The sequence below is a fragment of the Paenibacillus sp. J22P277 genome, from assembly GCF_059383675.1.
Genome location: NZ_JBXENS010000007.1, coordinates 154,894 through 178,832, shown reverse-complemented (window position 1 = coordinate 178,832; position 23,939 = coordinate 154,894). Strand labels below are relative to the sequence as shown.

Here is a 23,939-nt window from a genome sequence, read left to right as displayed (position 1 = left end):
ATTACACGATATGAAGCTCCGTCCCGCTCGCCCGTATGAAGGCCGCATCGGCTTCCGCGATGCCCGCGTCCGTGATGAAGGCATGAATGTCGGACAGCTGCGCGACCGTGGACAAGAACCGTTTTCCGATCTTCGACGAATCCAGCAGCATGACGACCTTGCCGGCGGAGCGGATCATCGCCTTCTTCACCTGCGTATCGAGCAGGTTCGGGTCCGAGAAGCCCGCTTCCGGCGAATAGCCGAGCGCCGACAGGAACAGCGTGTCCGCATGGTACCGGTCGAAAAACTCTTCCGCCACCGGTCCGACGAACGTTCCCGACACTTCCCGCAGCATGCCGCCGCAGCAGATGACCGTCCGCTCCTCCGTGACCAAACGCCGGAACGCCGCAAGCGTATCCATGCCGTTCGTCAGCAGCGTCAGTCGGCTGAACGCGCCAAGCAGCTCCGCCATCCGGGAAACGGTCGTCCCGTTCTCCAGCACGATCACGTCCCCTTCGCGCACGAACCGCTCCGCCGCATAGGCGGCCAGCCGTTCCTTCACGCTGCGGTTGCTGGCATGCTTGGAGGCGAGATCGGGTTCATCGCCGTTCGGCAGGCCCGCGGAATCCCGATAGACCACGCCGCCATGGGAACGCTGCACGCGGCCGTCCTTCTCCAGCTCGCTCACGTCCCGCCGGACCGTCATCTCCGAGACGCCGAACCGGTCGCTCAGCTCCTTCATCGTCGCGGCCCCGCGCTCCTCCAGGAAGCCGAGCACCGCTTGCTTGCGCTGTAATGGCAGCATCGTTGCACCTCGCACCTATTCAACGAACCGTGCCGCCGTCGTAGCGGCAGCCGTTCGATCTTTGTGACTCATTTTAACACAAACGAACAAATTAACAAGCCGGCATTGCGGGCAGCGCCCGTTTGTCCGCGAGCGCAAGCGCGCCTACGTTCGTTCCTGCCGCGGCGCCTCCGGTTCGCCCTGCGCCGAATCCATTTGACGCAGCTGCAGCTCGATGAACGAGGTTCGCACCAGCTTCTGCATGAAATCTTTCACGAACTCCAGCTGCTCCGGCGAATAATCCGCCATGAAACGGACGGCCCCGGCCTGAATTTGCTCATCGAGCCGTTCATGAAGCCTGTACACCTTCTCGCCTAGCGGCGTGATCGAGAAATGCAGCTCCTTCTTGTTGCCCGGCAGCGGCTCGATCACGATGAGATTTCGCGATGCCAGCCGTTTCGTTACCTTGGAGACGGTGCCCTTCGGGAAGCCGTAGCGGGTCGACAACGCGATTCCGTTCGCCCGCCCCAGCTTGCCGATCGCGTCCAGGACGTGAAGCATCATCGGCGTCATATCCTGCAGCGCCTCCTCCACGTCCGGATCGAGTCCTTGCGCAAGCAGCCATTCCTTCTCCTCGTCATCCTCCTGCTGGATCTTCAAGGCGAACTGCGAGAAGGCGTCGATGACCTCGCGCAGCAGCTTTTCGTCATGGGTATGCGGCATCGATCTTGCCTCCTTCCGTCTACGCGTATCGTTGTTCCCATTATAGCAGAGCGAACGCACGACCGTAAATAATGTTTCCTAGAAACAATATTGACGAACCAATGACCTCGTGCTATATTGTTTCCAGGAAACAAAGTAAACGAAAGAGGAGTGGATCCCTTATGAGCAGCGAAGTCGTCGCCATGGCCAACGAGGTGCTTGCCACCATCATGAATCACCGTTCCATCCGCAAATTCACGAACGAACGCCTGACGCAGGCGCAGATCGCCACGATCGTGCAGGCCGCCCAAATGGCCGCGTCCTCCAGCTTCATGCAATCCTACGCTATCATCGGCTTGACCGATGCTGCCTTGAAACGCGAGCTTCGGGACACGACCCGCACGCCGTATGTCGAGGATAACGGCCATCTGTTCATCTTCTGCGCGGACCTTCACCGGGTCGGGGTTATGGGCAGCGAAGACGAGAAGCTGCAAATGTCGGGCATGCTGTCCAGCGCCGCCCTCTATCAGATCGCCGTCGTCGACGCCGCGCTGGCCGCCCAGAACGCCGTCCTTGCCGCCGAGTCGATGGGCCTCGGCGCCGTCATCATGGGCTCCGTCAACCGGGACATCAAGCGCCTGGACGATATGCTGCAGCTGCCCGCTCACGTCATGCCGCTCTTCGGCATCGCCGTCGGCGTGCCGGACCAAGAGCCCGAGATCAAGCCCCGCCTCCCGATGGACGCCGTCTATTTCGAGAACCGCTACGCGCCCGACGCCGAGCAGCGCGCGCGCATCGAGGCTTACGACCAAGCCATAGAGCGTTATTACCAAACCCGCAGCGAGAACAACCGCGCCGGCGGCTGGTCGGGCGCGAATATCGCCAAGCTGAAGACGAACATGCCGCTGCAGGGCTTGACCGACTTCATGCGGAGCAAGGGATTGAACGCGACCTAAATCCGATACGGCAGCCGGGATCGCGTAGAATGCGGGCCGCGCTGCCTTTTCCGCCTAGTATTGACAGACTAGCCTATTCGATTCATCCGTTCGCCGACGTATCCTGCATTGCCGATCGCAATCCCGGCTTCAGAATGCGATATCGCAGCCGTCAAAGCCCCGGCCGGATTGAATGAGCGTTACCGCGGCGGATATGGAGCTCCGCTGAAAGTCCGTTAAGCCGCTTTCGCTCCCGTCCCAATCGTTCAGCCACCAGAAGAACGAGCACAGATTTCGATAATTCATAAACAGCGGTATTCGCTTAAGCGAAACCTCATCGAGCTCGTTGCGCTGGAAATATCCCGATAAGAAATCATTCATAAAACGTTGCGAGAACGCGTCCTTGGATTCGCGGGTATCGGATGGACTCCCCCACCAAACGGCATGCGTCGCGGCAATCGCAATGTCCATGGCGTACCAGCCATAGAGGCAATCATCAAAGTCGAACACCGTGATTTCTCCACGATCAAGATGAAAATTATACGGATGAAAGTCATGATGAATCAATCCGTATGTCTCTCCGTCCCGCGGAAACGATTCGATGATTCCCTCAAGCGACCTTAGCTTGTTCAGGAGGACCAGATCGTCGCCATCCGTAAGCCGCGTATTCCGTATTTCCATGCCGCGCCAGTCGTCTCGCTTGGCGGTTCGCGCAACGAAGGCCTTCGACAGTCGATGCATGCTGCCCATTGTTTCTCCCCACTTGCGAAAAACGGCCCGCCCCCACAGCCGCGGCTGCGCGCGATCGAAAAATCCCCCCTTCGCCATTGTGAAAGCAACCGCAATCCAGCAAGAACCCGCGTCGGCATCGTCGCAAACCGCGATATATTGATCCTCCTTACCGAGGATCGGAGATGAAGCGTTCACCCCGTTGTCGACCAGGTAGCGGATCCACTCTAGTTCTGCAAGGGTGTTCCCGACAGCGGAAGGCGGACGTTGGGATAAGCGCAAAATATGCGGCTGCCCGTTTTTATCGAACCGGTACACCGCGTTTGCCGAATCGCTCAGCAAGACCAAGGATTCCAGATCGAATGCAAAGCTTGCCGCCGCTCTTTGCAATATCGCAGCCCTCATCATGTTCATCCTCCAAAACTACGTTTTTACCGGCCGGGTATAGGTCAACACTAAGCGATAATCCGGAACATTTATAGACTTATCTTTTTCGGTCCATTAAACTAAGAATTAACGATCGGGGTTATTTTCTCAACCCTCATTCAATTGCGGCAACCTGTACGCGGATTGAACCAAAAAAGCCCGGGACGCATGTCCCGGGCTTTCGCTGTCGTATTTAACCATTCTTCCGGCGGTTCAGATGAATGAACGTGACCGCGAGCGCCAGCACCAGCACCGCGCCCTTGATGATGTCCGTCGTGTAATACTCCACGTTCAGCATCGTCATGCCGTTGACCAGCACGCCGATCAGGATCGCGCCGAAGAACGTCCCGATGACGTTCGGGCGTCCGGCGCCGAAGACGGAATAGCCGACGAATACCGCCGCCACCGCTTCCATGAGCATCGGCGAACCGGCGTCGACCTGGCCGTTGCCGACGCGAGCCGCGAACAGGATGCCGCCGATCGCCGCCAGCACGCCGGATGCGACGTACGCGTACGTGCGAACGCGCTTGACGCGAAGACCGGACAGGCGGGCCGCTTCTTCGTTGCCGCCCATCATGATCATCTGGCGGCCGAGCCGCGTGTACTTGAAGAACAAATGCGCCGCCACGACCGCGATCACCATCAGGATAACCGGGAACGGCACGCCGAGCAGCTTGCCCTGGCCGATCCATAGAAATTCCTTCGTCATGACGCCAGGCGCTTTGGTGCCGTCCTGCATCTGCATGTTGCTGTAGATGGAGTAGCCCTTCGTGTACGTCTTATGCACGCCGCTTACGATGTACATGACGGCCAGCGTCGCGAGCAAGTCGGGAATTCGGACCTTGACGATCAGGAAGGCGTTGATCAGGCCGACGATGGCGCCGAAGACGAGCGGAATGACGATCACCAGCACCAGCGGCATCTGGAACCAGACCATCAGCGTCGCCGAGAGCACGGTGGCCAGCGATACGGTGGAACCGACGGACAAGTCGAAGCCGTCGACCGTCAGCGAGATCGTCACGCCGATCGCGACGAACGTCACGATGGAGATGGACCGCAAAATATCCGCCAGGTTGTTGTACGTGAAGAAATATTGATTGTAGAGCGAAAAGAACAACAGGACGATCCCGATGAATATAATCGCCCCGTATTTGAACGAGAATTGCAGCAGCCGATTGTTCACGCCATTTCCTCCTTACCCGCACTCGCATAATAAAGCAAATCTTCCTGCGTCGCCTCGCCTCTGTCGAACGAGCGAACGATCTCGCCGTCGCACAGCACAAGGATCCGGTCGGCGAGGCCAAGCGCCTCGGCGAATTCGCAGGTTAAATACAAAATCCCCTTGCCTTGCTGCGCCAGCTCCCCGATGATGCGAAAAATATCGCGCTTCGCGCCGATGTCGACGCCCTTGGTGGGCTCGTCGAACATGAAGATCTTCGCGTCCGTGCTCGTCCACTTGCCGATCGCGACCTTCTGCTGATTGCCGCCGCTCAGGAACGCGGTCGCGATCTCGGGATGCGACGCTTTAATGCCAAGCCGGCCGATGACGTTCTCGGCGTAACGCTTCTCTTTGGCGCCCGAGATCAGGCTGAAGCGGCTGAGCGAACGCAGGATCGGCAGGCTGAGGTTATGCAGCACGGACTCCCGGACGAGAATGCCCTCCTTGCGCCGTTCCTCCGGCACGAGCACGATGCCCGCTTCCACGCCTTCGGCCGGCGAACGGGGCAGGATGTTCTTGCCGCCGAGCTCGATGGTGCCCTTCTCCGCGACATCCGCGCCGAAGAGCAGCCTGGACAGCTCCGTCTTGCCCGCGCCGACCAGCCCGACGACCGCGACGATCTCGCCGCTGCGGACGGTCAGGTCGACGCCGCGCACGCGCCTGCCCGCCGCAAGCCCCCGCGTCACCAATAACGGCTCGCCGATGCTCGCCTCGAGCTTCGGATATTCTTCCTCGAACGACTTGCCGAGCATCGCCCGAATGACGGCGCCGGCGTCGGTTTCGGCAGCGGGCTCGTTCATGACGACACCTCCGTCGCGCATGACCGTGATTCGGTCGCTGACCCGGAATACCTCCGGCAGCCGGTGCGAGATGAAGACGATGCCGATGCCGGCCGCCTTCAGCCCTTCCATCAGGCTGAACAGCCGGTCCGCTTCCTCCATGCTGAGCGGCGCGGTCGGCTCGTCGAGGATGACGAACTTCGCTTCCTGCGCGAAGAGCCGCGCGATCAGCACGAGCTGCTTCTCGGCGAGCGTCAGCTCGGACACGCTGCGCAGCACGTCGATCTGCAGGCCAAGCCTCGCCAGCACCTGCGCGGCTTCCTCGTTGAGCTTGCCCCACGAGATCCACTTGCTGCCATCCGAGGAGGCCAGGCGATCCAGCATGATATTTTCCGCGACGCTCAAATGCTGCACGAGCGACGTATCCACTTCCTGATAGACGCAGTGAATGCCGTTCTTCTTCGCATCCGCCGGCGAGCGGACGAGCAGCGTCTGGCCGTCGATGTCGATCGTGCCCTCGTCGCCCTCGTAAGCGCCGGATAATATTTTCATCAGCGTGCTCTTGCCCGCGCCGTTCGCGCCGAGCAGGGCATGAACCTCGCCGCCGCGCAGCTCGAAGTCGACGTTCTTCAGCGCCGCCACGCCCGCGAAGGACTTGCCAATCCCGCGCATGCGCAGCACCCGGGCCGTCCGTACTGGCTGTCCAGAAACCATCGTAATTCCCCTTTCGCGCTTCGCCGAAATAAACAACTTTTGTGAAGTCCGTGACCTGCGGCCGGTATGGGTCTTCGCTCGCTGTTGTACCTGGATTTCTTTGATGATATTAAACATTAATCGGTTGAAATTCAGCTACAAAGGCGATCACTCTGCGTTGCTGCGACTCCATACCGACCTCCGGTCACTTTTTCACTACGTTAGTTTATAAATCGCTAACACTTCTAGACTCATAAACAGCAGGAAACGGCGCGGTTATACCCGCGCCGTGCTTTAATGCGATTTCGTGCTTACTTGCCGACGGTTTGCTCCAGCTCTTTGAGGTAGTCCGTGTTGCCTTGCTCGCTTTTGCCCCAGCCTTCCACGTACTCGCCGAGGTCGGCGGTCGTGACTTTCTTGTCCGTCGGAAGCATGTCGCGGCTTACGAAGACCGGCTCGATTTGAACCGTTGCGTCCGCTTGGTCGCCGTGCAGCTTTTGGTACAGGTAACGCACTTGAACTTGTCCGATCGAGGAAGGATCCGCGCCGGCGGCCGCTACCCATGGGCTGGCCGGATCTTGGATCAGCGCCAGATCTTCGTCGCTCATGTCGATGCCGTAGACTTTGATTTCCGTACGGCCGGCTTGCTTGATCGCGTTCGTGACGCCTTTCGCGAATTCATCCCAAGCTGCCCATACCGCCGTGATGCTGCCCTTCTCCGGATACTGCTTCAGGATCGCTTCCATGCGCGTTTGCGCGTCGAGCTGCGGCGAGTTCGCGTCGCCGAATTGGGAGATTTCCTTGATGTCCGGGTACTTCTTCAAGAAGCTCGCGTACGTGATTTGGCGGCTTTCCATCGGCGGGAAGCCCGCAACCCATACTTTAACGATGTTGCCTTTGCCGCCGGCGTCTTTCGCCAGCGCCTCAAGCGATTTATCTGCCAGCATCTGATCGTTCTGCGCCAGGCTCGTTACGCCTTCGATCGCGAGACCCGAGTCGAATGCGACGACCGGAATGCCGGCCGCGACCGCTTTATTGACGCCGTTCGTCAGCGCGTCCGCGTTGCCGTGGTCGATCAGGATGCCGTCGTATTTTTGGTTGATGGCCGTGTCTAAGTTGGTGACCATTTTGCTCAGGTCGTTATCCGAAGCGAGGACGGTGACTTTGCCGCCGAATTTCTCGACCTGCTTCGTAACGCCGTCGACGTATTGCGCCGAGAACGTGCCTTGATTGAACTGCATGATAAGTGCGATTTTCTTGCCTTTCAACGAATCGACCGCGGAATCTCCGCCTGCCGCCGCGTTACCGGAGTTCGCCGGGGCGTTGCCGCCGTTGCCGGCAGCGGTGTTCGCGTTGTCCGCTTTGTTGCCGCATGCGGACAAGACGAGTACGACCGCAAGGATAAGTGCGAGCGCGAGGCCCGCGCGTTTCTGGAATTTCATGTAGATACTGCCTCCCTATTCTTCTCTCTTAAGCTCTGAAACTTACTATAAACGGTAATATCCTAGTATGTCAATCGGAAATGTGGAATTTTCGACAATACTTGGACAATACTTGGGTCATGTGAAAACCGCCCGGCCGCGGGCGGCTTTCCGCGATATTCCCCGCTATGGCTTAACGGCGTCCGGCGGCCGCTTGCCGCGCTTCAGCTCGTCGATGGAATAGCCGAAATCCATCTGCAAATGCGGATAATCCTTGAAGCTCTTCCAATCGCCGCCCCATGCGAAGCCGAGCGATTTGGCGATGGCGACGACTTCCAGCCAGTCGGCTTTGCCGTTATGGTTGCCGTCGTATTTCAAATCCCAGATCGCGTCCCCCTTCGGGGTGCGAAGCGCGAAATCGATCGCCAGTCCGTAGTTGTGGTACGAGGCCCCGCCTTTGACGTTGGTGACGACTTGTCCCTTCGCGGTGCGTCCTTGCCCGTAGAGCACGTCCTGCTCCAGGCTGCTGCGGAAGCCGTCGGTGATCAGGATCGTGATGCCGGCCTTGGAAGTCAGCTTGATCAGCGCCGTCATCTTGGCGGCCACGACGGGATGAAGCGCTTCGACCGGCGGCGGCGGTTCGCCCGGCACGTCGCCCGGCGGCGGCCAGAGCCGCTCCTTGAAGGGGGAATTCAGAACGATCAAACCCGCCAGCGACAACAGCATGAGCGGAAGCAGCCAAGGCTTCCGTCTCGCCCGCCGCAGTCCGGGCCTCGCCGAAACCGGGAGGTTCATGTCCGGCATTCGAATGGTCACTTCCTTCGAAGCTTTGTTGCGTGACTGTGCTAAATTGCTATTTTACTAGTCTACCCTATTTTAATAGAGAATAACGTGTCGAAAAAGCAAAAAAAACGACATTTCTGTCGCTTTTTTTTGGAAATTATGATGGATCCGTTTTCAAGCCGGTTTCTTGACCGCTTCGCGCGCCTGCCCGCGCTGGGCAAACGGCGGAATGAAGGCGATCAGGCTCATGATCAATCCGAACAAGAAGAGCTTGTGGATCCCGTCGTAGAAATGCTCGGCCTTCGTCACGAAGGCGCCCATGACCGTGACCCCGACGGCCGTCCCGATGTTGCGCGCGAACATTTGGAGCGAGGTCGAGATGCCTTTCTCGTGCGGCTCCACCAGCTGCTGCGAACCGATGATGGACACCGTGGAGAGCAGCCCGTACGCCAGGCCGTACACCGTCATCGCCAGGAACACGAACGCGAGCGGCGTGCTTTCCCGGAATTCCAGCAGGAGGAGGCCCGTCGCGATCAGCATGATATTCCCCGTGACCAGCAGCGGCTTATAGCCGTAGCGCAGCACCCATTTGCCCGCGGGCACCGACACGGCCATCCAGCCGAACGCCACGAACAGCAGCGCCACCCCGCTGACGAGCAGCGAGTGGCCTTGGTTCTGCACGAACAGCGGCACGAAGCTCGAAGCGCCGAAGAGCGCCATGTACGAGAGGAGCGAGCCCCCCAGCATCCAGGAAACCGGCTTGTTGCGCAGCAGCGAGAGCGGCACGATCGGCGACGCGTGCCTCCGCTCGTACAGGAAGAACGCCGCGATCAGCACGATGCCGCCCGCCGCATACCAGATCACGCCGCGTTCGACGATGGTCGTGGCCAGCAGCAGCGAGACGCCGCCGGAGAAGAGCAGCGCGCCGAGCACGTCGATGGACGATTTCTTCGGCACGTACACTTCCTTATAGGGCAGCAGCGTCAGGAACGAGACGAGGCAGATCGGCAGATTGACGTAGAAAATCCAATGCCAGCTCAAGTACTCGACGAACAGCGAACCGAGCAGCGGCGCAAGCACGGCGGACAACCCCCACATCGCGGTGAAGAACGCCTGGATCTTGCCGCGCTGCTCGACCGGGAAGAGGTCGCCCGCCAAGATGGCCGGGAACGGCAGCATGAAGCCTGCGCCGATCCCTTGAACGGCGCGGAAGATCACGAGCTGCACCATCGTCTGCGAGAATCCGCACAGCAGGGAACCGCCCAGGAACAACAGGATGCCCACGGCGAAGATCCGTTTGCGTCCGAACAAGTCGGACAATCTTCCCGCGAGCGGCGAGAGCACGGTGGACGCGATCATATAAGCGGTGAACACCCAGGCGTACAGCTTGGCGCCGCCCAGGTCCTTCACGATGATGGGAATCGTCGTATTGATGATCGTCGAATCCATGGACGCCACGAGCATGGCCAGCACGATGCTGACCATGACGACGACGCGGTTGTTCATTTGGGCTAACCTCCTTGGTTGCGTAAATCATGCTGGTCGTACCTATGTCTATAATTGTATAGGAGTACGACCGATCTGACTAGGGAAAGTGACGCGGGGCGGAAGGTTGTGCGGGAATGGGACCGAGCGACGGCAGGGACAGGGTCGAAGGCGGCGCTTGGGCCGGCAGCGAAAAAAAAGACGGCCGACGCTTGTCGACCGACTCTTTCATAACATCCGTCATGTCCGGACTTCTCGCTCTCGCTTATCTAATCTCGGCCGCTTTCATTTCCCAGAACGCCATCTCGGCAACGCGAACCTCGCCGTCTGCTTGCAGCCGCATGCCCAGGCTGTCGTCCAAGGAAGGATAGACCCGCGCCGTGATGCAGGTCTCGTCGCCCGCGAACAGCTCGATGGACGATTGATCGACGAACAGGCGCAGCTGGAGCGTGCGTTCTCCGTCCTCCAGATTGAACCGGCCGACAAGCGGAGACTTGCGCACCTCCGGGAACAGGCTCGACGCCGAACGGTCGACGGCGATCGTACCCTCCGCGAAATCGACGCGCACGTCCGTATGTTCCCGGCCGCAAGCCGAGACGAGAACGGAGACGGTCAATTCGCCGACGCCGCCGGAGGGAAGCTCGATGTCGAGCGCGCACTCGAAGGAGGACGAAGCCACTCCCGGGTCGAACGGGTTGGAGCCGACCCGCACCTCCGCCCAACTCAGGCGTTCGCCCCGCAATGCTTCCAGCTCGGGAATCGGCGTGATCGCGAGCGCGCCGTTCGGTTTCAGATCTACCAGGCGCGGCAGCGCCAAGGCGCCGGTCCATTCGAGCGGCACCGGGAAATTCTCCCCTCTGCTCTCCGGCATCCAGCCGAGCAGGACGCGCCGCCCCCGCTCGTCGACGAACCCCGTCGAGGCGTAGAAGCCCTCCCAGCCCCCGTAATCGACGATGCCGCGGCGTGCCACTTCCGAGAATCCGTCGGCCGCGAACGTACCCGAGACGTAGCCGACCGGGCCGCTCGGCGAATAGCAGACGACGGCCTGATCGCCGAACCGGAAGATATGCGGGCATTCCCAGATCCCCTCATCCCCCTGATGGAACAACCCGCCGAAGCGCCATTCCTTCAGATCCGCCGAACGATAGATCAGTCCGCAGCCCTTGCCGCCCGCGATGCCGCCGAGCAGCATGTTCCACTCGCCGCCTTCCTTCCACACGTAGGGGTCCCGCCATTCCGTGACGCGAAGTTCCCCGTGAAGCTCGGCCGTCAGGACGGGATTATCATCCGGCTTGCGCCAGTCGACCGCATCCCCGCTTCGGGCGGTCCACTGCTGCGCGCCGGTCGTCGCGTTCCGTTCTCCTTCGCCGATGCTCGTATAGAACAGCTTGACCTCTTCGCCGTCGACGACGGAGCAGCCAGAATAGCAGTGAAGCTCCCCCAGCTCCTTCGAAGGCGCGAGCGCGACGGGCAGCCGTTCCCAATGGACGAGATCCAGGCTCTTCGCATGTCCCCAGTGGATGTCCCCCCATTCCTTTCCGGACGGATTATGCTGATAGAACAGATGGTACTCGCCATGCAATTGAAAAGGGCCGTTCGGGTCGTTCATCCAATTGCGCGGCGGCGTGAAATGATATCTCGGTCTGTAGCGATCCATGTTACGCGCTCCTCTCGTTTCTACAGAGTCTCCGCCGATCGCCTCTTCGCGATCGCGGGCGTCCGGCGGCAATGATCAGAACGTCCGATAAAACCTGCGCGCGCTCTCCTTCTCGGCTAGCGGCAGCCGCAGCGCGACCGGCAGCATCTCGGGAAACGCCTTGTGCGGCTCGCGCTGGTACCAGTACGCGACGGACGAGTAGTCGTTGGACTGGGCGTTCCCATGGCCGTGCTCGATGCTGAAGCGAATCGAGCTGCGGAAGATAATCGGATCGACGATATGAAAGCGGTACTGCGTCATTTTGCCGGAATATTCGTTGAACGGGATCGTATTGCTCTCCCGCCAGGCATCGCCGTTCTCCCGGATCGGCGCGTAGAGCGACAAGCCGTGATAAGGCGCGTAATACTGGCCGGAGGGATAGCCCCATGCCGCGCAGAAATAATCTTCCGTTCCCGTTCCGTGCAGGCGCGGGGGCCACGGCTCCCCGTCGATGAAGAACATGTCGTCCCCTTCGCCGGGCCAGCTGAACCCCGGCATCGGGTTGATATGATCGATGCTGAGGTTGCAGCCTACGTAATGGCCTTCTCCTTCGGCGTCCAGCAGGACATAATTCTCGTCTCCCGTCAGGTTCTTGACCTCGTACACCTTCGCGTCGGCATACGAGGCTTGGTCCTGGCCGTCCTGCTCTGCCTTAAGCCGGTCGAGATCCACCGTCCCCTTGGCGGGATTCTCTCTCCGCCACGACGCGTGGAAGTAGAAGCTGTCGTCCGATACCGGCTGCTTCGCGTAGTCCACGTAATAGTAGAGCACGATATCGTGCTCGCATTCGTTGACCAGCTCGATCCGCGCGCTCTGCCGGAACGGCATCTCGAAGAAGCAGTTCATGGCGGCTTTGTTCTCCACGACGCCCTGCGTCGTGATCATGTTCAGCGGCATCGACACGTAATGGCTGGCCACGCCGTGCCCGACGCCGAAGAAGTCGCCGACGGGCGACTCCACGCTCGGCTCGCGCTCGCCGTCCCAGTACATGCGAAGCAGCACTTTGCGGAACGCATGCTTGTCCCGGGAGGAGACGGTCATCCAGATATGCTTGATGATGCCCGCGCCTTCGATGTCCGCGAGCACTGCCGCGGTTCCTGCCTGAATCTCGATAAAATCCCGATTGCCGCCGGTTCGGTCCCAGCTGGACGCCCGGTGGGAGGTGCCTTCCTTGCGCAGATAGAGTGAATGCATGTCGCGCGATCGCTCCGTTTCCGTTAATGGCTTGATTGCAAACGCTAACATTTCCTTAATGCCGTTATTATTTCAAATGCGCGCATAGGGGTCAATCCCTCTTCCAGCTTATTTCCATTAGCTGTGCACGAGCAGCCTCGCTCCAGCCGCGACCGCAGTACCGGCCGTCGCGCAAACGGGCTTCAAGCACGTTCGCTTGAAGCCCGTTCGTTTCCATCATCGGCTTGCCCGTTCTCGAAGCCTGCGTGCCGACGCTTAATGCGCGCCCTTGATCGGCTCGAGCGGCGTCGCGGCATGGCCGTACTTCGGATATTCGCGGCCGACCGGCGCCGCCCATTTGACCGCGTTGTCGATGACCTTGCGCACCTGCGGGTTATGGTAGGTCGGGTACGTTTCGTGGCCCGGACGGAAGTAGAACACCTTTCCCGCGCCGCGCGAGTAGCAGCAGCCGCTGCGGAACACTTCGCCGCCCTCGAACCAGCTCACCATGACGAGCTCGTCCGGCTGCGGGATGTCGAAGTGCTCGCCGTACATTTCTTCCGCCGGCAGCTCGATGTATTCGCCGATGCCCGCCGCGATCGGATGCGCCGGGTTGACGACCCAGATGCGTTCCTTCTCGTCCGCTTCGCGCCATTTCAGATCGCAGGACGTGCCCATCAGCTTCCGGAAAATTTTCGAGAAATGGCCGGAGTGCAGCACGATCAGCCCCATGCCGCGCAATACGCGGTCGTAGACGCGCTGGACGATCTCGTCCTGCACCTCGCCATGCGCCAGATGTCCCCACCAGATCAGGACGTCGGTATTGTTCAATACCTCTTCCGACAGGCCATGCTCCGGCTCGTCCAACGTAGCAAACCGGATCTCGCCCTGCACGTTCAGACCTTCGGCAATCGCGGCATGCATGCCTGCCGGGTAAATCTCGCCCACGACGGGGTTCTTCTTCTCGTGGCGGTACTCGTTCCAGATCGTTACGTTAATCGGTTGTTGGGTCATGTTCTTATCGTTCCTCCTGTAAGGGCATTCATTTTGCTTTTATTATAAGGAACGGGGCGGACCGGATCGATTGCAGATCGGACGAATTTTTTACGGTATTCTGTCTTCCCGCGTCCAAGATGCCCGATTCGTGCTACACTGGCCTTACGAGATCTTGCATTCAGACCGCCGAAGGAGCAGCGCGATGACAACCGAAATCCACCATGAGCATGTCGCTTACCAGAATCCGTTTCTCGCCATCAAGATCTGGCGGATCGATTCGAGCCGGGAGCATGACAAAGCTTACGGGACAGGCAAGCAGGCGGGACGCAAGCCGCCCTTTCCCCCGTGGAATTACCATGACGAAATCGAATTTCTGCTCATCCTCCGCGGCGAGATGACCGCCTATTACGGCGACGAGCAGCTGCCCTTGCGCAAAGGCGACGTCGCGCTGTTCGGTTCGGCCGAGCCCCATACGACGCAGCAGACGAAGGCGACCCCGCTCAGCTATCTCGTCTTCCAGCTCAACCTGCGCAAATACTGGGATCACAGCACGATGAACAACATGATGCATTTCGCGGAGATTTTCCGGCCCCTGAGCGCGCTCAACTATATCTTCCGCGAGAACCGCGATGCCCGCGCGCGGGTCTCCGCGCTCATCCGCGACATCTACAAGGAGATGAACGAGGAACGGATCGGCTGCGAGCTGGCGGTATCGTCGATGGTCAAGCTGATCCTGCTGACGCTCCTGCGCAGCGACGACCGGAAGCTGCTCCACTATCACGACCATCTGCTCTACGACCGGCTGCGGCCCGCGATCAATTACGTGGAAGAGCATCTGCACGAGAAGCTCTCCGTGGAGACGGTGAGCGGGCTGCTGAACCTGAGCGGCACCCACTTCATGAAGTCGTTCAAGAAGGCGCTCGGCATGACCTTCACCGAATTCGTGGTCTTTAAGCGCATTAAACGCGCCGAACAGCTGCTGCTCACGAGCGACATCAGCATCGCGGAGGCGGCCGTCGCCGTCGGCATGTCGAACCTCGGGCATTTCTACCAGCTGTTCAACCGCCTGAACGACTGCTCGCCGAAGCAGTTCCGTGACCGGCTGCGGACGGATGCCGGGAATGGCTGAGACAAAACGCCTCTTTTCTGCTAGGATCATAGTGACTTCCCAAAATAAGGAAGTCATCCTATCATCCATCCAGAGGAGCACGAAACGATGAAGCTTTGGCTGCTAGACTATCATCCCGCTTATGCCAGCTGGGATTTCGAGCAAATGGAAGATTTCGATCGCCTCGCCTTCGACGGCCAGCCCATGCTGGCGAGCTGGGTGCCGCCGAAACTGAAATGCACGCCAAAAGGCCGGCATTCCGATTTCTTGAAGCGCCACAACGGCGCGCTGCTCGTCACGGAGAAGGCGAAGGCATTGTTCGAGCGGCATATTCATCCCGGGGAAGCCGAATTTCTGCCCGTGGAGCATGAAGGCGAGACCGTGTATTTTGCCCACGTCCTGAATCTGGTCGACTGCGTGGATGCTGCCAATAGCGAAGCGCGCAGAGTCGGCAGCACGCTGGTCGACTATAACCGTTACGCGTTCCACGAACGCCTCGCGGCGCCGCATCATATGCTGAGAGTCAAGTTCCACGAAGGGGACAGGCTCGTTATTTATCCGTTCGTCAGCGATACGCTGCAGGAAGCCATTGCGAACTCCGATCTTGCCGGCTATCAGTTGCTCGAGATGTGGGATTCCGAATACAGCTGGCAGCAGAAGGATGCCGATTTTCAAGCCATGCAGGACGCGCTGACCGCCTCGTTGACGAAAACCTTCGACTATTCGACGGCCGTGCGTTATACCGAGAAGAAGGGCATGACGGTCTACAGCGGCAAATGGGCCATGCGCCACGATCCGAAGAAGGGGCTGCTGCTCGGCGATCTGCTCGCGGACGGCACTTACAGCTGGATGGATCCGATCTACCTTCCGCCGATCTTGTTCGGCCTGACCTGGGGCATCAGGGACCCCGAACCCGAGCCGACCGGTCTGATGGGCAAGCTCGCCGGCACCTTCTCCGGCGGTCGGAAGAAATCGTGATTCTACCAACCTGATCTGCTTCCGGAATCCCTGTTCCGATTCCCCATCCTTCCGCAAAAAAGCTATTCCCGGGCTACGGTTAGTCGGGGCTGCACCCCGTCCGAGGGGCAGGCCCGACCCACAGGGCCATGGAATAGCTTTTTATCGTTCCCTATAACGGGCACGCTGCTCATCGGATCCCGCGCTACGCCTTCGGAATCGAGGCCATGCAGATCTGCGAGGAGATGTCCCAGCTGTATTTGCCCCGGCTTCCCTCGTACAGGAGGACGAACTCGCGCTCCGTCTCGATCAGCGCCGGGAACCAGATCGCGCCGCCGTCCTCCTGCCCCATCGCGCCGCAGCCGAAGATCGGATTGCCGGGATGCGGCTCCCAGGTCAGCAGATCCGCCGAGCGGGCCAGGCCGAAGAAATCCGGCTCGTCCGCCAGGTACGAGCTGCCGCCGTACAGCATGTAGAACGCATCGCCGTCCTTCATCAGCCGCGCCGTGACGATGGACAAGGCATCCCAGCTGCCCGCCGTTCCGGCGAATACCGGCTGATCCGACACCGGTTCGAAATGAATGCCGTCCGCCGAGCGGGACAGATAGAGCTGGTAGCCGTTATTTTGCAGGAGCTGGTAGATCATGTAGATCTGCCCGTCCTTCACGATGGCGGCAGGGGCCCGGCCTTCCATGATGTTGCCGACCTTCTCGAAGCTGACGCCGTCGCGGCTGACCGCGAGGCCGACGCAGTCCGGTCCGGCGCCGATCGCGGAATAATAGACGAATACCCGGTCCTGGAACACGACCGCGGACGGGTCGAGCACGTCCTTGCCGTCGAACGCGTCCGGTCCGCCGACGTCCACGATCGGCTCGCCGCCGTTCAGCTCGCGAAGCCGGATATTGTCCCGGGTCACCTCCAGGATCTCGGCAACGCCCAGCCGGTCATGCCGCTGTCCGTCCGTATTCGGCTGAACGCCGTTGCCCCTGTAGTAAAGCAGCTGTTTGCCGCCGAACGCGATCACGTCGGGGTTCGCGACCCAGACGCTCCGCCAGGAATCGCCGCTTGCCGGGACGACCGGATTATGGGCGGAATGCTGCCAGGACAGGCAGTTTTGCCGGTAATTGCCGTTGAATAAATGCCACAGTTTCTCGCTCATGATACGTGCCTCCTTCTTCTCCTCTCCACTATAGAAAACGATGAAGCGAGCGGCAAGCGCCGATCGAAACGAATGCTTGGATTTATGAAACGAACGCTATCGCTCCCGGTCTGCTCCTGCGGCATCGTTACGGGGGATTGGTCAGTATGGCCCGAGGTCCCATTGACAAGGATTCTGCGCTCGGCTTATCTTTGGATAAAATCATAACGCGGTTTCGTTTCTTCTGTGACAACCTGCATTTTCGAAACCCGCTAAACGCTAAGAATAGAGGGATCCCTATGCCCCTGACCGATCTGATCGTCCAAATTCCGCCCCTGCCCCATTTTCTGACCGCGGGACGGGATGTATTCGCGGCCGGCTCCCGGCACGTCGAGCGGCGGGCGATCGGCGTCTTCGATCTGATCGTCGTTGCGAGCGGCGCGCTCTTCATGGGAGAAGCCGGCGAGGAAGCTCGGGTCGGCGCCGGGGAGACGCTGATTCTGCGGCCGGATCTGCATCATTACCCGACGCGGCCCTGCGAGACGGAGACGCATTTTTACTGGCTGCATTTTCAGATCCAATCGCCATGGACGGAGTCCGGCGAGCACGCCGCTCTCCCGCCGTCCTCGCTGCGAGGCGCGGAATCTCTTCATCCGGGTGATCTCGGGCGTCAGTACGAGCTGCGGCTGCCCCGCCATCTAACGTTGTCGAATCCGCCGGATACCTACGCGGAGATCGAAGGGCTGCTCGCGCTGAACGCCAAATCGGATCTGGCGAGCAGCTGGAAGCAGCAGTCGGTCTTCCACGGCCTGCTGTTTCGCCTATGCGGCGATGCCCGGCAGCATCTCGCCGATTCCGCTTCCGTTCAGGTGGCGGAACGCGCCGCCTCGTTCCTCAAAGCGCATTACCGCCAGCCGGTGACGAACGAGCGGCTGCGGGACGAGCTGAACTACCATCCGATCTACATCACGCGCTGCATGCGCGCCGTCTTCGGCCGCACGCCGAACGAATACGTGAACGAGTATCGCTTGGAGCAGGCGAAGCTGCTGCTGCTGACCACGGACAAGCCCGTCGCCGAGATCGCCGCGGCCGTCGGCTACGAGGATCCGGCGTATTTCGCGCGCCGCTTCAGCCGAGCTGCCGGGATCAGTCCGTCGGCGTACCGGAATCGGTTCGAGGCAGGGGAGCGGTGATGGTATGGAAGGAAATTCAAGACACCGCGGCCACAGGCGTGACGCCGAATGCTAGCTTACCTGCAATCCGTTGCCGCCGCGAGAACGAGAACGGCCGCTCGTCACTGGAAGGACGAACGGCCGTCTGTTTTCTTAATCTAGCAAAATTATCTATTTTCACACATGGTGATTCTATGAATATCCGCTTATTGCGCCACTCTCCAGTAAATTAAATTGCAGATTCACAACGTTTACGCGCCATTTTCCGGTCGACTATTCGGCCATTCGGAACGCTTCATATTCCGCATCCACGCCCTGCATCCAGGGCTCGTACGCCTCCAGAACATCGGACAGCTCCCGATCGATGACATCCAAGGTCCGTTGTACCGTCATTGGAATTCCTCATTTCGACATGATTGGCCAATCACCAGCCCAAGCTTTCAAACCATAGCGTCCGATGATCCTTCTCGAGCGCCATTCGGATGTAGCCGATCATGGGCTCCGGCAGCTCCCTGACGTGAAACCAGGTCAACGCTTCGCATTTGTGCGGCTCGACATTGGTGATTTCCCCGCTCCATGCGCGTACCGTCAGATAGAAATCGATCCATTCCGAGCTGACGTTCTTGCGATGGACGACCCCGACGACATCGAGGTCCTCCGGTAAAATATCGACGCCGGCTTCTTCCTTCGCTTCCCGGATCGCGGCCGACTTCACTTCTTCTCCGCCGTCGATCCGACCGGCAACGACGCTCCATTTGCCGTCTTCGAATCCGGTATTCTGTCTTTTCAAGAGCAGCACATGCTCGTCCCGATAAAACAAAAGATGGACGGCTCCGTAAAATATAGGTGTGTTCACTTCAATCCTCCGCGGTCTATCTTCTCGATGGTGGCGTTCACTTCGTTGACGATTGCGTGCTCGGCTTCCTGCGGCACATTGATGACGAGTACGCCGCCGAATACCTGCTCGTATCTACCCTCCAGTTGGCTGATCGCTTCCTTGATCTGCTCGATCTCGGGGGATTCGCTGACTTCCTTGCTCAGCAGCCACGAATGCCGGACCAGCTCCGACTTCTGCAGGGTCTCGATGTAGTAATAGATGTCTTCCTCCTCTTTGACGCGAATCCGATCCCCATACGAGACATGCTCGCTAAAGATCGAATTCTCCGCCATGATCAAGATATCGTGATCGACTACGGACACATCCAGCACTTCAATCTCGCGGCCGACCTCATCGAAACATAAGGACAATGCACGAATCTCATTCATCGGGTTCACCTGCTTTGACTTTATATTCGCCTCCGTTCTCCCGCTAGACCTCGACCAAGTGGTAACCGAAGGCATTTATAATCCGCGTGTCCTTATACTGATGCACGCGTTGGTTTCTTCCGTAGTTCAGATGCTGATGGCCATGTAAAAGCAATTTTGGCTTATAACGGTCCATGAAGTCAACAAAACATTGAAATCCGCGGTGACATAAATCTTCGCCGTCCCCCAGCTTATAGGCCGGAGCATGCGTCACCAGGACATCCACGCCTTTGCCCAACCACAGCCTCGGCTTTCGTTTGGCGATTCGCCGGCTCATCTGACGTTCGGAATATTGATGCGTGCCCGGACTGTACCGATAACTGCCCCCGAGTCCCATGATCCGCAGTCCCCGGCAGCGAACGATTCGATCTTCGATGCATTCGCAGCCTTCGGGCGGAGCCGCTGCATACTTCGTGTCATGGTTGCCATGCACGTACAACAAAGGCACGGGAATCATGCTCACCGAATAGGACAAATACTCGGCCTTCAGATCGCCGCAGGAAATGATTAATTCAACGTCCCGGAACCTCTTGCGGTCAAAGTGGTCCCAAATGTACGTCGATTCTTCGTCGGACACAACCAGTATTTTCATGACCGTTCGACCTCCGCCTGGCCGTATTTGGCATTCGTTACCGGATCTCGTTCTTTTCGTTGATACCGGGCTTTCCGGGCAAATATTCGAGAATCACGCTGTCCGCTTCATCATAGAATACCGTCACTTCCGGGAGTCCGTCCACACTCGACGAGAGCACCGAGGCTTCTTTCTTCCTTCGCTTCCGGTCCCGATAGGTATAGACCAAAAATACCAGATTGCTGTTGTTGAACGTGATAAACGAGTTGCTCCACCCTTTAAAGCTGCCCTTCGTTTGAAGCCCGGTTTGAATCAGCCTGATTTTCTTGTTCGCCCGCACGATGCTGACCGCCACGAGCGTTAGCCCCGTCAGCAGGATGGCCACGACTGCGGGCAGCGCATTTATATCCTTTGCCACGGAATAAGCGAGCGTAATGAACCCGATAAGGGCGACTACGGCGCTGAACCGCGTGAATCGGCTGCCCAGCCGGATGGTCCAGATACGGAATTTCGATATCGTTCTCATGTTAGTTGTCATCGCCTGTCCGGTACAAGATCTTCCCAAAAATCAGTTTGCACAGTCCATTCTAATCTTCGTATCCATTCCTTTCTTATATCGTCGTTGGCATTTTGAAGTCGCGTCATAATCGTTAAGACTCTTCTTACCGCGTAGGCTTTCATTTGTCTTGCGGTAATACGGAGTTCGGAATGGCACTGATAAGAATGCAGGAATATCTTGGACAACTCCATCGAGATGGTTGGATAGTGTAAATTCACAAACCAGATGACCCAAGAGATATCATTCATTGAGCTGCCCCATCCAGCCCATTCCCAATCAATCAGATATAACGAATGATCCGCATAAATGGCGTTGTGCGGGCCGGCATCCCCATGAATCAATGCATACTTCCCGGGATCACATAGATTCTGAATACGTCTACCTTCAGTTAATATAGAGATTGGAACATATGCTAACGCATTTTCATCCATAGCAAACTCATCAACAATAGTTAAACCGGAAAGATTTGAAGGCATTTCGATAGAATGGATATCCCTTGCCAAGTTCAATCCAAGCTGCCTATAGATTTCCTTAGCGATTAATAAATCACCATTGTTTAAGCAGGTTTGTGCATTTATACCATGCAAATAATCCATTATCGTAATGCGGCTTTGATCAAATTCAAACACATCATATATTTTTGGAGTAACCGATAAATTGTTTAATAGTTTCAAACAATTAATCTCGGTTAATCCGTCGGTATTATTAAGGTTAGAGACCTTTGCCATAACGGGTGGTGACGAGCCCTCCAAAAGTAGAGCGTAATTCGTGAATCCTCCCGTAAGTTCCTTCAGTGTGAGGTTCTGATGTGGAAACTTCTGCAATAAAAACTCTGCAATAATTCGAGTCATTTGTCGGCCCCCATATAAAATAGGCGTATCCATCCGATTCTCTACCGGTGTGAATAGGCTAATGCTTATTTAAGTTCATATCTCTGTTCCGCCAATTTCTTTAATTCATTATTCCGATGTTCCAAGAACCGTTTCAAATACCGCTTCAATAACAAACGTTCAACAGCCCATCCTAATAGCCCGAATGGGGCTTCGAAAGTCAATATATCGCTCATGAACGTTTTGTTGTCTTGTTCGTTAAACGCATGGATGTGTTTTAATTTCTTAAAAGCGCCCTGTTGCATTTCATCGATAAAAAGATACGGTTCTTCGAACGCGGTTATTTTTGAGGTCAGCCTCTGCTTCACAAAAAAATGAACGGCGCGTGTCTAGCATCATGGTGTACTTGTCTCCAACGCGTGTCAGAAGATAAAAATTAAAATGTATATGAATCCGACCGCGAATTGAATAAGCGAACTCATGTATTCCTTGGAGCCTCTTAAATACCTCCATTCCATAAATGCTTGCTGTCCCGTGGCAACTGAAAAAACCAGTAACCAGAACCATTTCAGCGCGTTGATATTCGAGGTATCCAACACAAAGAAAAAAACGAACAACGTGACGATTACGAGCAATCCTTTGACCCACCGATTGATATTCTTGCCCGGCGTATCGGAAATCTTATTTGAATCTTCTGGAAGGATAAATTTCTTGACTGCTAGTTGCGTTATAGCCAACAGCATCAGCAATAACGCAAGGGGTAATGTCAGGGACTGTATATTCGAAACGGAAAACGCCATATACCTCCCCCTTCGAATTAGGCATTATTCGGCTAAAACAACGAGTTCGATTTGTTGGCTGTTACCGCTATTCCTTCGGTTCATACGCTCCCAATTCGAAGCGTTGCATGTAATCGCTCAATATTCCTGGTTAAGAACATAAAAGACGGCATCGGAAAACCATGAGGTTTTTTCGTTCTTGGTGCTGAGATGCAACATTAACACGGGACCCGACCCGAATTTCAGCCATGCCGCATGGGGATAGACGGTGGTTGTTGCGAGACCTAATACGTCATGATACCAACTGACGGCCTTATCCATATCCGTTACCGGCAATTGAACATGATCGACGTTTTCAATCATTTTACTCATGTTTATTTTCCCTTCCTTGTTCGCATGCCGCCGCCTCGCGTTCGATCCGCGTAGCGCCCTATAAAATAATTTTCGGCATGGTTCACTTCCATAGCCGCTTTACGCTGTCTTTGTCCGTATCCAGAACCAATTCATATACGTCCGGGTTATCCATGTCCTTCCAATCATCGAATCCAAAATCCTTTTTGAAATTCCGGATCATCAATGCCAGCAGGTTCCCATGCGACACGATGGCAATCGTATGTTCGCCGCGATCCATAAGTTCGTTGATGACTGCCATCCCCCGCCGGGCAGCTTCCGAAGAGGATTCTCCCCCTTGCAATTTCAGGTCCATGTCTTCAAAGGATGCTCTCAACCCTTCCATCCAATCGGCCATAGCTACCGAACTTAAGACTCTTTCCGATAATCTCGAATCGATATTCACCGAAAGGTTGGATAGCTCCGAAAACGGCTTTACCGAATGAACGGCTCTTAAGAAAGGGCTCGAAATAATCAATTCAATCTGCTTATCCAAGAGAAATGCGGAGAGAAATTCCGCTTGCTCCAACCCCTCGAACGTAAGTTCCGCGTCCGGCTCTTGCCCTTTGGCCTTGCAATGTCGAATGAGATAGATCGTCTTCATGAACATCCCTCATTATCTTATGATTACGCCGATCAGGAAATATACCGCGGCAAGAACAAGCATGCCAATCGCGAAGGCTTTAAGAAAATCGGCAATCGAACGCTTAAGATCGAAACGGTCCTGCTTCAGATTTCTGTAGAAGCTAAACACCCCATACGAAATCACGAACGCGATCGAAGTTCTGATCGCTGCACGCAGCATATCGAAAACCAGATCTCTAATAGGCACGGTTTGCTCTGAAATCATGCCAAATCCCTCATGGATGACCTTCGTATCCGGATAATAGAGGATGGCGATGAACAGCCCGAAAATGAATCCATATAGACCCGCTTTAATGATTTTCCGTTCCATTGCGATTGAACCGCCTTTCGAATTTCAAGATGTTTGCCGTGCTTACGCCGGTGTTCACGGCGTTCCTCCGCTTTGACCGTCCCCTCCCGCACCGTGACCGGACTCTCTTCTTCTAATTTCCACTTTACGGAAATATCGAGCGAAAGTCGACAGCTTTTACGCACTTATCCGCTTTCTTGATAAGAGGCCAACCTAAATGCCCGGTGGCGCCCGAGAGGGACAGACCGGCCTTTGCCGCCGTTCTTGACAGGCTTGCCGGAGTCAGCGGCTTATCGGGCAATCGACTTTTCTGCGATCCACGCGAGGCGAATTCTTGCCGAAAAACGTTATATCCCCCCGCAATATGCCATTTTTTAGGCAACTGCCAATCTTTGG

The 23,939-nt window shown here is 57.2% G+C and carries 25 protein-coding genes; 4 read left to right on the top strand and 21 right to left on the bottom strand.

The genetic code is table 11. From position 1 onward, the window contains the following. Window position 1: 1 nt before the first annotated feature. Together AC50YL_RS24780 and AC50YL_RS24775 are read right to left on the bottom strand one after the other, a co-directional pair. Window positions 2-784: a DeoR/GlpR family DNA-binding transcription regulator gene (locus AC50YL_RS24780; protein ID WP_494835492.1), complete on the bottom strand. Its 783-nt coding sequence runs from the start codon at window positions 782-784 to the stop codon at window positions 2-4. Window positions 785-928: 144 nt separating this feature from the next. Then, window positions 929-1,486, bottom strand: a complete 558-nt coding sequence (locus AC50YL_RS24775) for a MarR family transcriptional regulator (RefSeq protein WP_494835491.1) — start codon at window positions 1,484-1,486, stop codon at window positions 929-931. Between the two features lie 161 nt (window positions 1,487-1,647). Here AC50YL_RS24775 and AC50YL_RS24770 point away from each other — a divergent pair, with 161 nt between their 5' ends. After that, a complete protein-coding gene (locus AC50YL_RS24770; protein WP_494835490.1) occupies window positions 1,648-2,421 on the top strand; it encodes an NADPH-dependent oxidoreductase in 774 nt (257 codons plus the stop codon). A 129-nt stretch (window positions 2,422-2,550) separates the two neighbouring features. On the opposite strand, the gene AC50YL_RS24765 is transcribed toward AC50YL_RS24770, so the two are convergent. The 9 genes from AC50YL_RS24765 to AC50YL_RS24725 form a co-directional block, all read right to left on the bottom strand. After that, the gene (locus AC50YL_RS24765; RefSeq protein ID WP_494835488.1) at window positions 2,551-3,537 is read right to left on the bottom strand and encodes a phosphotransferase enzyme family protein; all 987 of its coding nucleotides are present in this window, start codon (window positions 3,535-3,537) and stop codon (window positions 2,551-2,553) included. Between the two features lie 211 nt (window positions 3,538-3,748). Next, on the bottom strand, window positions 3,749-4,738 hold the full coding sequence (locus AC50YL_RS24760; protein ID WP_161744197.1) for an ABC transporter permease: 990 nt from the start codon (window positions 4,736-4,738) through the stop codon (window positions 3,749-3,751). After that, window positions 4,735-6,267, bottom strand: coding sequence for a sugar ABC transporter ATP-binding protein (locus AC50YL_RS24755; RefSeq protein ID WP_494835487.1), 1,533 nt, complete (start codon window positions 6,265-6,267; stop codon window positions 4,735-4,737). The genes AC50YL_RS24760 and AC50YL_RS24755 overlap by 4 nt, the downstream gene beginning before the upstream one ends. A 290-nt stretch (window positions 6,268-6,557) precedes the next feature. Further along, the gene (locus tag AC50YL_RS24750; protein ID WP_494835485.1) at window positions 6,558-7,688 is read right to left on the bottom strand and encodes a sugar ABC transporter substrate-binding protein; all 1,131 of its coding nucleotides are present in this window, start codon (window positions 7,686-7,688) and stop codon (window positions 6,558-6,560) included. A gap of 165 nt (window positions 7,689-7,853) precedes the next feature. Beyond that, window positions 7,854-8,471 carry a M15 family metallopeptidase gene (locus AC50YL_RS24745; protein WP_494835484.1) on the bottom strand — a complete coding sequence of 206 codons (618 nt, stop codon included), beginning with the start codon at window positions 8,469-8,471 and terminating at the stop codon, window positions 7,854-7,856. Window positions 8,472-8,624: 153 nt separating this feature from the next. Continuing rightward, entirely contained in the window at window positions 8,625-9,956 is a 1,332-nt protein-coding gene (locus tag AC50YL_RS24740; protein ID WP_494835483.1) for an MFS transporter, read from the bottom strand. A 244-nt stretch (window positions 9,957-10,200) separates the two neighbouring features. After that, on the bottom strand, window positions 10,201-11,592 hold the full coding sequence (locus AC50YL_RS24735; RefSeq protein ID WP_494835481.1) for a glycoside hydrolase family 32 protein: 1,392 nt from the start codon (window positions 11,590-11,592) through the stop codon (window positions 10,201-10,203). A gap of 75 nt (window positions 11,593-11,667) precedes the next feature. Then, entirely contained in the window at window positions 11,668-12,825 is a 1,158-nt protein-coding gene (locus tag AC50YL_RS24730) for a glycoside hydrolase family 172 protein (protein ID WP_494835480.1), read from the bottom strand. A 255-nt stretch (window positions 12,826-13,080) separates the two neighbouring features. Then, window positions 13,081-13,818 (bottom strand): ThuA domain-containing protein, encoded by a 738-nt coding sequence (locus AC50YL_RS24725; protein WP_494835479.1) that lies wholly within the window; start codon window positions 13,816-13,818, stop codon window positions 13,081-13,083. Between the two features lie 184 nt (window positions 13,819-14,002). On the opposite strand from AC50YL_RS24725, the gene AC50YL_RS24720 reads away from it, so the two are divergent. Together AC50YL_RS24720 and AC50YL_RS24715 are read left to right on the top strand one after the other, a co-directional pair. Then, window positions 14,003-14,929, top strand: a complete 927-nt coding sequence (locus AC50YL_RS24720; RefSeq protein WP_494835477.1) for a helix-turn-helix domain-containing protein — start codon at window positions 14,003-14,005, stop codon at window positions 14,927-14,929. 87 nt (window positions 14,930-15,016) lie between these two features. Then, window positions 15,017-15,886, top strand: coding sequence for an imm11 family protein (locus AC50YL_RS24715; protein ID WP_494835476.1), 870 nt, complete (start codon window positions 15,017-15,019; stop codon window positions 15,884-15,886). Window positions 15,887-16,070: 184 nt separating this feature from the next. On the opposite strand, the gene AC50YL_RS24710 is transcribed toward AC50YL_RS24715, so the two are convergent. After that, window positions 16,071-17,024 carry a glycoside hydrolase family protein gene (locus tag AC50YL_RS24710; protein WP_494835475.1) on the bottom strand — a complete coding sequence of 318 codons (954 nt, stop codon included), beginning with the start codon at window positions 17,022-17,024 and terminating at the stop codon, window positions 16,071-16,073. Between the two features lie 278 nt (window positions 17,025-17,302). On the opposite strand from AC50YL_RS24710, the gene AC50YL_RS24705 reads away from it, so the two are divergent. Continuing rightward, entirely contained in the window at window positions 17,303-18,196 is an 894-nt protein-coding gene (locus tag AC50YL_RS24705; protein WP_494835473.1) for a helix-turn-helix transcriptional regulator, read from the top strand. A 403-nt stretch (window positions 18,197-18,599) separates the two neighbouring features. Here the strand turns inward: AC50YL_RS24705 and AC50YL_RS24700 are convergent, their stop codons facing one another. The 9 genes from AC50YL_RS24700 to AC50YL_RS24660 all read right to left on the bottom strand — a co-directional run bounded on the left by AC50YL_RS24700 (window position 18,600) and on the right by AC50YL_RS24660 (window position 23,564). Continuing rightward, entirely contained in the window at window positions 18,600-19,031 is a 432-nt protein-coding gene (locus AC50YL_RS24700) for an NUDIX hydrolase (protein ID WP_494835471.1), read from the bottom strand. After that, the gene (locus tag AC50YL_RS24695; RefSeq protein ID WP_494835470.1) at window positions 19,028-19,441 is read right to left on the bottom strand and encodes a hypothetical protein; all 414 of its coding nucleotides are present in this window, start codon (window positions 19,439-19,441) and stop codon (window positions 19,028-19,030) included. The genes AC50YL_RS24700 and AC50YL_RS24695 overlap by 4 nt, the downstream gene beginning before the upstream one ends. A 43-nt stretch (window positions 19,442-19,484) precedes the next feature. Next, window positions 19,485-20,072 (bottom strand): metallophosphoesterase family protein, encoded by a 588-nt coding sequence (locus AC50YL_RS24690; protein ID WP_494835468.1) that lies wholly within the window; start codon window positions 20,070-20,072, stop codon window positions 19,485-19,487. A gap of 37 nt (window positions 20,073-20,109) precedes the next feature. After that, entirely contained in the window at window positions 20,110-20,577 is a 468-nt protein-coding gene (locus tag AC50YL_RS24685; protein ID WP_494835467.1) for a hypothetical protein, read from the bottom strand. Window positions 20,578-20,585: 8 nt separating this feature from the next. Continuing rightward, entirely contained in the window at window positions 20,586-21,461 is an 876-nt protein-coding gene (locus AC50YL_RS24680; protein WP_494835466.1) for a phosphotransferase, read from the bottom strand. A 401-nt stretch (window positions 21,462-21,862) separates the two neighbouring features. After that, window positions 21,863-22,240: a DUF4181 domain-containing protein gene (locus AC50YL_RS24675; protein ID WP_494835465.1), complete on the bottom strand. Its 378-nt coding sequence runs from the start codon at window positions 22,238-22,240 to the stop codon at window positions 21,863-21,865. A 117-nt stretch (window positions 22,241-22,357) separates the two neighbouring features. Beyond that, window positions 22,358-22,591 (bottom strand): VOC family protein, encoded by a 234-nt coding sequence (locus tag AC50YL_RS24670; protein ID WP_494835464.1) that lies wholly within the window; start codon window positions 22,589-22,591, stop codon window positions 22,358-22,360. Between the two features lie 82 nt (window positions 22,592-22,673). After that, complete coding sequence (locus AC50YL_RS24665; protein ID WP_494835463.1) at window positions 22,674-23,213, bottom strand: histidine phosphatase family protein; 540 nt, start codon at window positions 23,211-23,213, stop codon at window positions 22,674-22,676. Between the two features lie 12 nt (window positions 23,214-23,225). Then, window positions 23,226-23,564 (bottom strand): hypothetical protein, encoded by a 339-nt coding sequence (locus AC50YL_RS24660; protein ID WP_494835462.1) that lies wholly within the window; start codon window positions 23,562-23,564, stop codon window positions 23,226-23,228. Window positions 23,565-23,939 lie beyond the last annotated feature (375 nt).

Coding starts and splice junctions, on each gene's coding strand:
- AC50YL_RS24780 (WP_494835492.1), bottom strand. CDS start 784: ATGCTGCCATTACAGCGCAAGCAAGCGGTGCTCGGCTTCCTGGAGGAG.
- AC50YL_RS24690 (WP_494835468.1), bottom strand. CDS start 20,072: ATGAAAATACTGGTTGTGTCCGACGAAGAATCGACGTACATTTGGGAC.
- AC50YL_RS24740 (WP_494835483.1), bottom strand. CDS start 9,956: ATGAACAACCGCGTCGTCGTCATGGTCAGCATCGTGCTGGCCATGCTC.
- AC50YL_RS24765 (WP_494835488.1), bottom strand. CDS start 3,537: ATGATGAGGGCTGCGATATTGCAAAGAGCGGCGGCAAGCTTTGCATTC.
- AC50YL_RS24695 (WP_494835470.1), bottom strand. CDS start 19,441: ATGAATGAGATTCGTGCATTGTCCTTATGTTTCGATGAGGTCGGCCGC.
- AC50YL_RS24775 (WP_494835491.1), bottom strand. CDS start 1,486: ATGCCGCATACCCATGACGAAAAGCTGCTGCGCGAGGTCATCGACGCC.
- AC50YL_RS24725 (WP_494835479.1), bottom strand. CDS start 13,818: ATGACCCAACAACCGATTAACGTAACGATCTGGAACGAGTACCGCCAC.
- AC50YL_RS24745 (WP_494835484.1), bottom strand. CDS start 8,471: ATGCCGGACATGAACCTCCCGGTTTCGGCGAGGCCCGGACTGCGGCGG.
- AC50YL_RS24710 (WP_494835475.1), bottom strand. CDS start 17,024: ATGAGCGAGAAACTGTGGCATTTATTCAACGGCAATTACCGGCAAAAC.
- AC50YL_RS24735 (WP_494835481.1), bottom strand. CDS start 11,592: ATGGATCGCTACAGACCGAGATATCATTTCACGCCGCCGCGCAATTGG.
- AC50YL_RS24660 (WP_494835462.1), bottom strand. CDS start 23,564: ATGGAACGGAAAATCATTAAAGCGGGTCTATATGGATTCATTTTCGGG.
- AC50YL_RS24705 (WP_494835473.1), top strand. CDS start 17,303: ATGCCCCTGACCGATCTGATCGTCCAAATTCCGCCCCTGCCCCATTTT.
- AC50YL_RS24720 (WP_494835477.1), top strand. CDS start 14,003: ATGACAACCGAAATCCACCATGAGCATGTCGCTTACCAGAATCCGTTT.
- AC50YL_RS24665 (WP_494835463.1), bottom strand. CDS start 23,213: ATGAAGACGATCTATCTCATTCGACATTGCAAGGCCAAAGGGCAAGAG.
- AC50YL_RS24750 (WP_494835485.1), bottom strand. CDS start 7,688: ATGAAATTCCAGAAACGCGCGGGCCTCGCGCTCGCACTTATCCTTGCG.
- AC50YL_RS24685 (WP_494835467.1), bottom strand. CDS start 20,577: ATGAGAACGATATCGAAATTCCGTATCTGGACCATCCGGCTGGGCAGC.
- AC50YL_RS24715 (WP_494835476.1), top strand. CDS start 15,017: ATGAAGCTTTGGCTGCTAGACTATCATCCCGCTTATGCCAGCTGGGAT.
- AC50YL_RS24755 (WP_494835487.1), bottom strand. CDS start 6,267: ATGGTTTCTGGACAGCCAGTACGGACGGCCCGGGTGCTGCGCATGCGC.
- AC50YL_RS24680 (WP_494835466.1), bottom strand. CDS start 21,461: ATGACTCGAATTATTGCAGAGTTTTTATTGCAGAAGTTTCCACATCAG.
- AC50YL_RS24670 (WP_494835464.1), bottom strand. CDS start 22,591: ATGAGTAAAATGATTGAAAACGTCGATCATGTTCAATTGCCGGTAACG.
- AC50YL_RS24730 (WP_494835480.1), bottom strand. CDS start 12,825: ATGCATTCACTCTATCTGCGCAAGGAAGGCACCTCCCACCGGGCGTCC.
- AC50YL_RS24770 (WP_494835490.1), top strand. CDS start 1,648: ATGAGCAGCGAAGTCGTCGCCATGGCCAACGAGGTGCTTGCCACCATC.
- AC50YL_RS24675 (WP_494835465.1), bottom strand. CDS start 22,240: ATGGCGTTTTCCGTTTCGAATATACAGTCCCTGACATTACCCCTTGCG.